Annotated in this window: 11 protein-coding genes and 1 pseudogene; 2 read left to right on the top strand and 10 right to left on the bottom strand. The window is 73.0% G+C overall.

What is annotated here, in order from left to right; translation table 11 throughout:
* The 3 genes from ACFW1A_RS32090 to ACFW1A_RS32100 all read right to left on the bottom strand — a co-directional run.
* A partial coding sequence (locus ACFW1A_RS32090; protein ID WP_380415104.1) for a CHAP domain-containing protein occupies nt 1-1364 on the bottom strand: 1364 nt, incomplete at its 3' end.
* 249 nt (nt 1365-1613) lie between these two features.
* Nucleotides 1614-2003 (bottom strand): hypothetical protein, encoded by a 390-nt coding sequence (locus ACFW1A_RS32095; RefSeq protein WP_380415106.1) that lies wholly within the window; start codon nt 2001-2003, stop codon nt 1614-1616.
* An 11-nt stretch (nt 2004-2014) separates the two neighbouring features.
* Nucleotides 2015-2188 carry a hypothetical protein gene (locus ACFW1A_RS32100; RefSeq protein WP_380415108.1) on the bottom strand — a complete coding sequence of 58 codons (174 nt, stop codon included), beginning with the start codon at nt 2186-2188 and terminating at the stop codon, nt 2015-2017.
* 303 nt (nt 2189-2491) lie between these two features.
* Between ACFW1A_RS32100 and ACFW1A_RS32105 the strand changes: the two genes are divergently transcribed.
* The gene (locus ACFW1A_RS32105; protein ID WP_380415110.1) at nt 2492-3493 is read left to right on the top strand and encodes a LuxR C-terminal-related transcriptional regulator; all 1002 of its coding nucleotides are present in this window, start codon (nt 2492-2494) and stop codon (nt 3491-3493) included.
* A 167-nt stretch (nt 3494-3660) separates the two neighbouring features.
* Nucleotides 3661-4323: a hypothetical protein gene (locus ACFW1A_RS32110; RefSeq protein WP_380415112.1), complete on the top strand. Its 663-nt coding sequence runs from the start codon at nt 3661-3663 to the stop codon at nt 4321-4323.
* Nucleotides 4324-4694: 371 nt separating this feature from the next.
* Here ACFW1A_RS32110 and ACFW1A_RS32115 read toward each other — a convergent pair whose 3' ends face one another.
* The 7 genes and pseudogenes from ACFW1A_RS32115 to ACFW1A_RS32145 form a co-directional block, all read right to left on the bottom strand.
* The gene (locus tag ACFW1A_RS32115; protein ID WP_380415114.1) at nt 4695-5066 is read right to left on the bottom strand and encodes an RICIN domain-containing protein; all 372 of its coding nucleotides are present in this window, start codon (nt 5064-5066) and stop codon (nt 4695-4697) included.
* Nucleotides 5067-5327: 261 nt separating this feature from the next.
* Complete coding sequence (locus ACFW1A_RS32120) at nt 5328-5789, bottom strand: cupin domain-containing protein (protein WP_380415116.1); 462 nt, start codon at nt 5787-5789, stop codon at nt 5328-5330.
* Nucleotides 5790-5804: 15 nt separating this feature from the next.
* Entirely contained in the window at nt 5805-6764 is a 960-nt protein-coding gene (locus tag ACFW1A_RS32125) for a helix-turn-helix domain-containing protein (RefSeq protein ID WP_380415118.1), read from the bottom strand.
* A gap of 76 nt (nt 6765-6840) precedes the next feature.
* Nucleotides 6841-9192: an ATP-binding protein gene (locus tag ACFW1A_RS32130; protein WP_380415120.1), complete on the bottom strand. Its 2352-nt coding sequence runs from the start codon at nt 9190-9192 to the stop codon at nt 6841-6843.
* A gap of 188 nt (nt 9193-9380) precedes the next feature.
* Complete coding sequence (locus ACFW1A_RS32135) at nt 9381-9938, bottom strand: hypothetical protein (protein ID WP_380415122.1); 558 nt, start codon at nt 9936-9938, stop codon at nt 9381-9383.
* A gap of 198 nt (nt 9939-10136) precedes the next feature.
* Complete coding sequence (locus tag ACFW1A_RS32140) at nt 10137-10796, bottom strand: NADPH-dependent F420 reductase (RefSeq protein WP_380415125.1); 660 nt, start codon at nt 10794-10796, stop codon at nt 10137-10139.
* Between the two features lie 297 nt (nt 10797-11093).
* Nucleotides 11094-11297, bottom strand: a pseudogene (locus tag ACFW1A_RS32145) (hypothetical protein); the annotation flags it as partial.

The raw sequence follows: 11297 nt of genomic DNA on the forward strand, positions 1-11297 counted from the left end.
CGATGTGTATTATAGTCAGCCAGCGAGGGACTCGTCCCGGGGGCGACGCCCATCTGGTACGGGTTGCCGTAACTGGTCATCGTGGTGCCCGAACCGGTCGCCAGCCAGAGCGTGCGGTTCGCGTCCGCCCCCTGCCAGGCGGCGACCCAACTACCGTCGGACTGGGTGATGATCGACGGGTTGGTGCCCGGGGCGACCCCCATCACGTACGGGTTGCCGTAGTTCCACATGTTGCTGCCGGTGCCGGTGCCGAACCAGAGCGACTTGTTGGCGTCGGCGCCCTGCCAGGCCACGTCGTAGTCGCCGTTCGGCAGCGCCGCGAGGACCGGACTGGTCTTGGCGGCCGGCGGCGTGTTGTTGACGGTGATGGTGAAGGTCCGGGTCGCGTCGATCTGGTTCGCGTTGCCCACGTCGAAGGCGGCGGCGGTGACGGTGTGGGTGCCGTTGCTCAGCGAGGCCGTGTTGAGGACCAGCTTGTGGGACGGGCTGGCGCCACCGCCGCTGTCGGCGGCGCTGATCAGGCCCGTGCCGCTGCCGGCGGGGTTGGTGTTGTCGAGGTAGTACCAGACCCGTGCGGCGTTCGCCTCGGTCGCGGTCAGCATGATCTGGCCGGAGGCCGGCTGCGGCGAATCGGCGACGAGCTTGCTGCCGTTCCAAGTGCCGATGCTGCTCAGGGTGGCCGGAGTCTGGGCCGCCGACGGGGTTCCGGTGCCGGGCGTGACGTAGCGGTAGACGTAGTGGCCCTCCCCGGCCGACCCGATCGCGGACGGGATGGTCTCCTCCTCGACCTCGCTGTTGTCGTTGCCGCCCACCACGGTGATGTGGCTGCTGTCCGGCACCGCGACGACGACCGCGACGTGGGCGATCCCGTTCACCGTGCTCGGCCAGTTGGCCGAGGGTATGTCGGCGCCGGTGGTGCGCTGTTCGGAGAACACGACGGCGTCACCGACTCCCGGCGTCTTGGTGACGTTCGCACCACCGTTGTAGTTCAGGAAGCTGTAGGCCCAGTCGTCCAGTCGGCCGTCCATGCTCGGCACGCCGGCCTGCTGCCAGACCCAGCCCGCGAAGTCGGCGCACCACGCCTGGCGCTGGCCCGCGTTGCTGCCGGGACTCGCGCAACTGTTGTGCTGGCCGGTGCCCGTGGCGTAGTACCCGGCGAACGCGGGGCCGGCACCGCACGGTCCGTAGCCACCGCAGTAGCCGGTCCTGATGGTGTGGGTGATCTGGCCCTTGGCGATCGTGGCGATGGTGCTGGCGGTGTCGGCGGCGAAGGCCGGGGCGGTGGCTACGGCGGACACCAGGGAGACGGCGAGGGCGGTGGTGGCGAGGGTGCCGGCGCTGCGACGGAGACGGGAGGAGGGCATGACGGATGTCCTGATTCTCTGGTGGGAGCGGAAGACGGTGATCACACGGGTCCGGGAACGGTCCCCCGGTGGGCCGACGCAGCACCGTCTTCGCTGCGGACAGCGGCGCGGTCGGCGGAACGAACGGGCCGGCGAGGCGGCAACGGTGCGGTGCGGCTTCTACGGCGTGGCTTCTACGGCGTGGCCGCGACGGGCTCGGCCTCGGCAGCCGGGCTGCGCGGTGCGTGGCGCACCGTCAGCGGCCCGGCGCTACGGGACCTCGTGGCGGTGGTGATCGGTGATCAGGCGGTGCGCGTGCCAGCCGACCAGGGCGGGGGAGTTGGCGATCGCGGTGCGGCACAGGCGCAGTGCCGTCCCGGCGCAGGCGTCCGGTCCCGGGTCGGAGGTGGTCGGCAGCAGGAAGAGCCCCGCGGTGTAGGACTGCCGGTCGGCCCCGGCGTGGACGCTGATGTGCTCGACGCGGTCGTCGGGACGGGCGTTGGCCCACAGGATGTCGCTCAGGACCTGCGGTCCGACAGCGGTGGGGCCCGCCCCAGTGGCGTAGGCGGCAGCCCGGACCGTGGTCGGGTTGGCAGCGGCCGACGCGGGCGTCGACGCGGGGCGGGGCGGGGCGGTCAGGGAGACGAGGACCAGTTCCATCGCGGGCCGGGCTAGCAGGCCATGCAGGGGGCGGTCGGCGCCGTGCCGTCGGTCACGACCGGCTGGGACGCCGCCGTCGCCGGGGAGCCGGTGGCGGCGTCCGCCGCCGTGGCGCCGGTGGCGCAGGTGGCACCGCCGACGAGCAGGATCGCGGTGACGGCGACGGTGCGCAGGACGGTCAGCATCGGGGTTCCTCCCATGGGTGCGGGCACAGTGATCGGTGCGCGGCGGTCCGCCCGTTGCCGGCCCGGTTCCGCTGGCGTCGTCCGGTGCTTCCCCGGCCCGACGAGTACGAGTCTCGTCCCGGTGCACCCGTCCCGACCAGGGATTCCGGATGGCCTGGGGCGGCCTGGCCGGATGCAGACACCGACCGTGCAGGTCACGGTTCGACGGCCCCGACCTCCCGTGCCGTGGAGGGTTCTTGTCAGTCGCGGATGCGTATGCGAAGGTCTTCGCGGACATTGCAGGTTCAGACACGGGGGCTCTGAATGCTGGACATGCTCGGGGTCGGCGCGACCGCACGGACCGTCTACGGCGTGATGCAGCAGTACCCGGGTGCAGGGGTCGAGGAGCTGGCCGGGCTGACCGACCTGAGCGAGGTCCAGGTGCGCGCCGCGCTGGACGAGCTCGTCGCCCTCGAACTGCTGCGCCACTCGCGCGAACGCGACGGTGCGCTGGTCCCGGTGCCGATGGCCGTGGCCCTGCCGGGCCTGGTCCGCCGTCAGGAGGAGGAGCTCGCTGCCCGGGAGCGGGCCATCGCCGCCTCCCGAGCCGCCGCCACCCGCCTGATCGCCGAACAGGTCACGCCCGGTCCGGCCACCCGGCCGGCCGGCGGCGCGACGAGCAGCACCGAGCACCTGCTCGGCGCGGACGCCGTCCAGGACCGCCTCGACCAGTTGGTGGCCGGTGCCACCAGCGAGGTGATCTCGCTGGTCCCCGGCAACGCCGTTCCCGAGGAGTCCCTGCAGGCCGCCAAGGCCGCCGACTCCGTCACCCTGGGCCGCGGCGTGACCTGCCGGATCGTCTACCAGGACGCCGTCCGCAACCACGCTCCCACCCTCGCCTACGGCCGGTGGCTCGCCGAGCACGGCGCCCAGGTGCGCACCACCGCCGTCCTGCCGCAACGCCTGCTCATCGCCGACCGCTGCGCCGCCATCGTGCCCATCGACCCGGACCAGCCGTGGGCCGGCCGCGTCCACACCACCGATCCGGGCATCGTGCACCAACTGGTCGCGCTGTTCGAGCAGGTGTGGGTCGGCGCCTCCCCGCTGGACCACGCCCGGCCCCTGGAGGCCCGGACCGGGCTGACCAACGTCGAGCGCGCCCTGCTCCAGCTCCTGGCCGGCGGCACCACCGACGAGGTTGCCGCCAAGCAACTCGGCATCTCCGCCCGCACGGTGCGCCGGATCATGGCCGATCTCATGGCGCGCCTCGATGCCGACAGCCGCTTCGAGGCCGGCATCAAGGCGGCCAAGAACGGCTGGCTCTAGGATCTTCGAGGCTCGAAGGTGGAGCGTAGCGACCGACCGGGTGGGGAATCGGTCGAGCACACACATGGGGGGAACCAGTGCCGGAGCTCAACGACGCCGTGCCACCTGCGCCCGCGCAGGCGCAAGAGGCTGAACTCACCTGCCCACGCTGTCGGCTCGCCGATCAGGTGATCAGCGTTCCGGCGGCCCGCCTGGCCGGGCGGCAGCGGCTGACCGCGTGGTTCCCGGCGCACGGGGACACCGCGGGACACATCCTCACCCGCGAAACGGTGTCGCCGCTGGCCGCCGCGCTGGCGTACGCCCCGGAGCAGCGCCAGATCCCGCTGAAGGCCTTGGGGGTGCTCGGGCTCCTGGTGTCGGCCGGGACCTTCGCGGTCGGCGCCCTGTCCGGTGACTGGTTCGCCGATCGACCGGCCATCGCCGCCCCCACCGACGCGAGCTTCTGGACCACCGGCCCGGACGGCCATCCCGAGTACGTCCTCGACCACACCGGTGTCCTGTCCGGCCACCTGCTCCCCTCCGCACCCGCGGCCACCGGCCCGGGGAACCCGTACCTGGGCTGGATCTGCGTCATCGCGCTGCTCGCCGGCTTCCTCCTGCTGGTCGCCCACGCCAGCCGGCGGACCATCACCACCCGCATGCTGGCCGGCCGGCCCGCGGCCGAACGCCTCCGGTCCCAGGCCTGGTACTGCCGGCGCTGCGCCACCGTCCACCTGCCCGCCACGGCACCTGGCGGCGCGTCGGGCCCGCTCTCCCTGGCGGAGTTCCGCACCCTGGTCTGGGAGGCCGGCGGCTACGGGCACCTGGTACGGCACCATCCGGTGCACTGACGTGGCGACGGGGCCGAGCCGGCCGCGCCCGGGAGCGCGCCGAGGGCGGCCCGGCCTCACCCGGGGTGGCCCGGGCGGCGGGTGCGGTGCCAGCCGGCCGCCCGGCCGGCCACAGCGCAGACGGAACCGGGCGGGCGGTCCGAACCCCCCGCCCCCGACGCCCCCCCCCCCGACACCGCCCCGCCGGGGCCCCGCCACCCGGGGGGGGCCGGGGGCGGGGTGGGGGAGCCGCGCCCCCGCCGGGCCCCGCAACCGCCCACCCTCACCGGGGCGGGGGGCCCAACCCCCGCCCCCCCGACTCCCCGCCCCGCTACTCCGCCGCGCCGGGGCCGCTACCCCGGCCGTGGCTCGATGGCCACGCGCAAGCACTACTAGCTGACCCGGAACCGCTGGAAGCCGGCGTAGGGGCCGTGCTGGTCCTGGCAGCCGAAGTCGCGCAGGCCGTAGTTGCTGTCGTCGATGCACTTGCCGGTCACGACGTTCTGGAACACCCACGTACCGTCGGACTCCTGGGCGACCCCGAACTGCTGGAAGCCGGCGTAGGGGCCGTTCTGGTCCTGGCAGCCGAAGTCGCGCAGCCCGTAGTTGCTGTCGTCGATGCACCGGCCGGTCGCCACGTTCTGCAGCGACACGGTGCCCCCGCCGCCCGGGATCGCCGTGGCCGAGGCCGTCCCGGTGCCGGCGAAGAAGAGCGATCCGATGACGGCCGCGCTGCCCGCGACCACGCCCATCCACTTGCGCATGTGCTGTGCCTCCCCTTGAAGGTGGAACGAACTGGATCGGCCCCGGCCGTGGCACGGCCACGGCCCGGAGCGGCAACCTCCCTGGAGATCCTTCTGGTTGAGGCCCCGGAAGGTTGCCTCGACGACCCTCGCACCGACCGGGTGCGGTGGGCAGTGTTCGGCCGGGTTCCCGGACGTTCCCGTACATCGGCCGCGCCCGCACGCGGGCCGTCCCCCCTCGGCCGCCCGCCCCGTGCTCGTCCCGCTACTGCTGAAGGCGCTTCACGAGGCGTATTCGTTCGAGATCTCGGTGGCGTAGTTCTTCCAGAGCGGTTGCATGGTCTCGGCGTTGACCGGCTGCCCGGAATCGATCATGGCCTTGAAGTCGCGGAAGTACTGCACGTACAGGTCCGGCGTGAAGGTGTTCAGCATGACCGCGTTCTCGTCGCCGACGTTCGCGAACGTGTGCGGCGCCCCGGTCGGCACGATGACCCAGGTGCCCGGCCCGGCGTCGTACTGGTCCTCCCCGACGGTGAACCGGAACGTTCCCGCCAACACGTAGAAGCCCTCGTCATGCTGGGCGTGGCGATGCTGCAACGGGCTCGGGGTGCCCGGCGGAATGGTGACCTCGGCGAACCCCAACCGGTGGTCGGTGTGCTCGCCATTCTCCAGGATGCGGATCTGCTGCGCCCCGCTGCCGATGATCTCGCCCTCACCGGGGCGGACGATGTTGACCTTCGCCACGACTTCTCCCATCTCCTAGTGCTCTTGCCTGCCTTGGTCACCACCATCCTCGTCCGGGCCGGCTGTGCGCGTCCTGGTCGTCCGTGCGCGGTTGCTGGTGACCAGTGCACGGGCGTTGTAGCCGTACGTCGCCTTGAAGAGCTTGCTGAAATGGGTGGGATCGGAGAAACCCCACCGGGCGGCCACGGCGGTGACCGTACGTCCGCTTCCGGTCAGCTCGGCCCGGCAGCGCTCCAGGCGGCGACGGCGGATCAGGGCCGCGACGGTGAGCGGCTGGTCCTCGAACAGCTTGTGCAGCCGGCGTACGGACATGTGGTGGGCGGCGGCGATGCCGGGCGGGGACAGAGCGGGATCGGCCAACCGGGTCTCGATGTAGCCGACGATCCGGCTCCGCAGCCACTCGTCCGGGGCCGGTTGTTCGTCGCCGAGCCGGGCCTCCAGCGCGACCGCGATCAGCTCGACGACGGCCGCCGCCGACCGCAGCGCCTCCGCCTCGCGGAACTCGGTCGCCGACCACACCGACTCCCGGGCCAGCACGGAGACGAGAGCGCCCGGGCCGTGGCTGCCGTCGATGCGCACGCCGACGAGCCGGTCGATCTGCGCGGGCGGGATCCGAAGCTCCCGGCGCGGAACCAGGATGGTGACGTGCGCCGAGGCGGTGCTCTCGAACCGGAGCGCACGCGTGGGATCGAGCAGGACCAGGTCGGTCGGCCCGAGTTCGGCGTCGCCGCGCCCTTGCGCGATCCGCGTCCGGCCTCGGGTCATCACCTTGACCGCCAGGTTCTCGCCGTCGCAGGCGTCGCGCTCGCGCCCGATGCAGGCGCTCTCGGGCGTGTCGAGGGAGACCAGCCGCAGCGGCCCGAGGTCACGGGTGGCGATCCCGCCCCGGAAACCGGCACCGGCCAGCTTGTTGATCAGCGGCGGAAACCCGCTGGCGGCGAGCTCGTTCTGGAACGACTCAAGGTTGCCGATCACCGGTCAAGGATAACGGCGACACTTCTGCCCAGGCACGGTGTCCGGAGTTGCGGCCTGCTGCACCAGTAGTGCTTTGTCAGGTCGTGCTCCGAGGTCCGTCCTCGTCGTCGGCCTCGCTGTCGCGCATCAGTTCCTGCACCGAGTCGGCTTCCGGGCTGCCGATCTCGGTGAAGACGGCGTGCGCCTCCTGCCAGTACGCGCGGGCGTCGTCCGGGCGGCCCATTGCACGGAGGGTGGCGCCGAGGCCGGCAATGGCGCGGCCCCGCAGGTCCAGGGCGCCGATCTCCTCGGCGACCCGGCGCTGCTCGAGGTAGTAGGTGTGTGCGCTGTCGACCTGGCCGAGCCGCAGCCCCACTTCACCGAGGTTTCCCAGCGTCAGACCTTCGCCGCGGCGCTCGCCGCAGGCCCGGGCAGAACGCAGGGCCCGCTGGAAGTAGGCCTGCGCGGTGGTCAAGTCCTCGAGCAGGTAGTGGGCGGCCCCCAGGTTCAACTCGCCGATCATGACCCGCCGCCGGTTGCCGGCGACTTCATTGAACTCGATGCTCTGCCGGGTGAGTTCGATGGATTCGTGGTACCGGCCGCGCATCAGGCAGTGCCGTCCGAGGTCCAGCAGGGCCGCACTCTCACCGCTTCGGTCCTCGGCCGTCCGATAGAGCTCCAGGGCTTCGGTGAGTGCTCTCTCCGCCTCGTCGACGCGGTGGAGTTCGCAGAGCGAGGCGGCCGCGCCCCGCAGGTTCCAGGCCACCACGGCGTCGTCGCCGCGGGCGCGGGCGGCGTCCACCGCGAGGCGGTGCGTGGCCACGCTCCGGGACCGGTGGAACCGGAGGTTCGTGAACTGGTCGAGGATGATGGGCAAGGTCCAGGTGACCTCGTACAGTTGCTCCCGGGCCGCGGCGCGGTGCACGGCGCCGAGGTTCTCGTGCTCCAGGTCGAGCCAGGAGAGGGCGGCCTCGTACGAGCCGAACCGCAGGGGGGCGGTGTCGCCGGCTGCGGAGAGCTCGGGGAGTCCGGGTGCGTTCATGGCCACCGCCGCGCCGTGGGCGGAGTGCAGGAACCACCGGGCGAGGCGGTCCAGCGCCGCCGGGCGCTCCGCGCCGGCCTGCTCCGCCGACACGTCGAGTGCGTACGCCCTCAGGAGGTCGTGGAGTTCGTAGCGGTCCGGGCTGGTCTGGCGCACCAGGTTCGCGTCCTGGAGCTGGTCCAGGACGTGCTGCGCGTCGTCGGTCGGGATGCCGGCGAGTCCGGCGACGACGGCCGGCGTGAAGTCGGGCCCGGGGTGGTGGCCGAGCACCCGGAAGACGCGTTGCGGCAGCGCGGGCAACGCCTGGTACGACAGGTCGAAGACGGGGCGGATCGCCCGTCCGCCGGCCCGGATCGCGTCCAGTCGGCCGGCCTCCAACCGGTCGGCCAGCGCCCCGAGGGACCAGGCGGGCCGCGAGCGCAGCCGTGCGGCCGTCAGCGCCACCGCCAGCGGGAGGTGGTCGCAGAGGTCGACGATGCGGGCGGCCGCCTCCGGTTCGGCCGCCACCCGTTCGTGTCCCGCGATCCGCGCGAGCAGTTCCAGCGACTCGTCCTGCGAGAAGGTGTCGAGCAGGTGCGGGGTGACGCCGTCGAGACCGGCGAGGCTGCGCCTGCTGGTGATCAGGACCAGGCAGCCGGTACCCGCGGGCACGAGGTCGCGGACCTGGTCCTCGTCGGCGGCGTTGTCGAGCAGCACCAGGGCATCGCGGTCCCGCAGCCGGTCGCGGTACATCGCCGCCCGCTCGTCCCGGGCGGCGGGGATCTGCTGTGCGGGCACGCCCAACTGCCGCAGGAAGGACTCCAGCACGGCAGCGGGGTCCAGGGCGGGGAGTTCGGGGTCGAACCCCTTCAGGTTCACCTGCAGTTGGATGTCGGTGAAGTGGCCGGCGCGGACCAACCGATGAGCGACGTGGAGCGCGAGCCGGGTCTTGCCCACCCCGGCCATGCCCTCGATCGCGGAGATCACCACCGTGTTCGCGCCGACACCGTCCCGACGCTGCGTCGCGGCCTCGAAGAGGCGCCCGAGTTCCTCCCGGCGTCCGGTGAACGTCGGTAGATCTGCGGGGAGTTGGCCGAACACTCCGACCGGGTCGAGGGTCCTGCTGGGCCGGTGGACCCTGATGCACGCCTCGCGCCACTGCGCCGTTCCCGACTCGTCCAGGCCCAGCGCCCGCACGATCGCGAGCACCAGGTCCAGGTCCAGGCGCCGACGGCGGGACTTGAAGACGTCCACCAGGGTGGACGGCGGCACCGCCCGCACCGGCTGCAGCAGTAGTCCGACCTGCTTCGCCAGCACCCGGTAGGACGGCATCCCCGCCCATGCCCGCAACTCACCCAGCAGCCCGACGAACTCCGCCACGTCCGCGGCCTTGCCCGGCTCCGGTGCCGGCCCGCGCTGCTCACCCATCACGCCCCCCGTGAAGTCGTGCTCCGCTCAGGCGAGTTTAGGCCCGGGCCGGGCCGGGTCGGCATCGGTCGTGCCGGAAGCACGCGGCACCTCGTGCGCGTGTTGCGCTCCGCTCGCTCGGGCCCGTGGCTTTCCGTCCTCGTTGAGGTGACAGCGCAGGTGACGCCGCAGGGAGACGCCACCACCGCTCAGTCCCGGGGTGCAGCCCCGCCGGGGGCCTTCTTGGGCCAGAGCACGTAGGTCAGCGCGATCACCCCGTGGATCCCGACCACCCGCGCCGCCGAGAGCTGCCAGAGGCGCAGCGGGTCCGCCGCCGGGGTGCCGGTACCCACGTACCAGACCGCCAGTTGCAGCAGGCCGCAGGCCACGGCCCCCGCGAGCAGGGTGCGCAGCCAGAGCCGGCCCTCGTGGCGGGCCCGCGGCATGCCGTACCGGGGCGGCTTGGGCGGGCGGGGCGCGCCGGCCAGGCGGTGGGCGGCGTGGCCGTCCAGCCACCTGACGGTGGCGTGCCCGTAGGCAACGGTGAAGCCGATGTAGAGCGCGGCGAGCCCGTGCTCCCAGCCGGGCCTGGCCCCGTTGCGCAGGTCGAGCGCGGTGGCGACCAGCAGCACCACCTCCAGCAGCGGCTCGCAGAGCAGGATCGCCACACCGGTCCGGCGCAGGCCGGCCAGGTAGCGCACCGCCAGCCCGACGACGAGCAGCACCCAGAAGGCGACCTCGCAGGCGATGATCAGGGTGACGACCACCCTCGCTCCCCCTCCCCCGGGCACCCCCGCGGGCCCGCTCCGCTCCTCACGCTAGACGGCGACCGGACGGTCCGGCACGGCCGGACCGTGGCCACCCGGCGAACAGGCGGTGATCGGACGTCGACCCGGGCAGCGCGCTGCTGACGGTCCGTCGGACGGCACGGGCCGCGCGCCCGGACCGGGCGCGCGGCGAGCGGCTCAGTGGCGGAAGGAGTCCGGCCGCTCGGCCGGGGCCGCCGCCAGGGCCTTCTCCACCTCGGCCACGCCGGCCCGCAGGCCGTAGACCGGGGTGTCGGGCTGCTGGCGCCACGAGTCGGCGATGGTGCCCGAGTCCACCGAGTCGAAGCCGAGCTCGTCGATCAGGTCGCGGACCAGCTGCTTGGCGGCCGCCTCGTCACCCGCGACCGGGAGGGCGAGGCGTTCCGGGTCGCCCTTGGGCCGCGGGGCGACCAGCAGGTCCTGGGCGTAGGTGCCGTTGAACGCCTTCACCACCGGGTGGCCCAGGTGCTGCGCCACCCAGGCGCTCTCGGTCAGCCCCTCGTCCTCGATGGCGGCGATCCGGCCGTCCCGCTGGGGGTAGTAGTTGTTGGTGTCGATCACCACGAAACCGTCGGCCGCGCCGTCGAGGAGCCCGGCCGGGAGGGCGGGAACGTTCTTCAAGGGCACCGTCACGACGACCACCTGGGCCCCCTGTGCGGCCTCGCCGGCCGCCACCGCGACGGCACCGGTCTCGTCCACCAACTCCTGCAGGGTCTGCGGGCCGCGGGAGTTGGCCACCCGCACCTCGTGACCCAGCGCGGTCAGCCGACGGGTCAGGTTGCCGCCGATGTTCCCCGCGCCGATGATGCCGATCTTCATGTCAACCTCCGATACCGGGGCCCCCACGGGCCGATGGTCGACTCAACCTCGCACTTCACGGCTTTATTTCACGATCAGTCAGCGAATTCCGGAGATCCGCTCTTGCCCGCACCCGGTGGCGCACTCCCGGGCGCGCACGGCGCGGAGAGCGCTCCCGATTGTTGCGCAGTGTTACGGGGAGACGGAAAGCAGGGCGTCGCCGGGCCACCCCGCCCCCGCTCCCCCGTCAGCCCGTCGGCCCGTCGGCCCGTCGGCCCGTCAGTCCGCGTCACGGGCGACGGCGGACCGCCGCCGGCGCCACCACCAGGCCCCACCGCCGGCGGCGGCCAGCGCGGCGAGCACCGCGACGACGACCGGGACCGTCGAGGACGACGAGCCGGTGCCCTTCGCCGCCGGGGCGACGGGGCCGTTGGAGAAGAACACGCCGTCCGGCGCGACCGCGTACACGTCCTCGACGGTGGCGGTGGCGGGCAGCACGTGCACCTCGATGCCGCGCTCGGC

The organism is Kitasatospora sp. NPDC058965, from assembly GCF_042741245.1.
In the GTDB taxonomy this organism is placed as follows: Bacteria; Actinomycetota; Actinomycetes; order Streptomycetales; family Streptomycetaceae; genus Kitasatospora.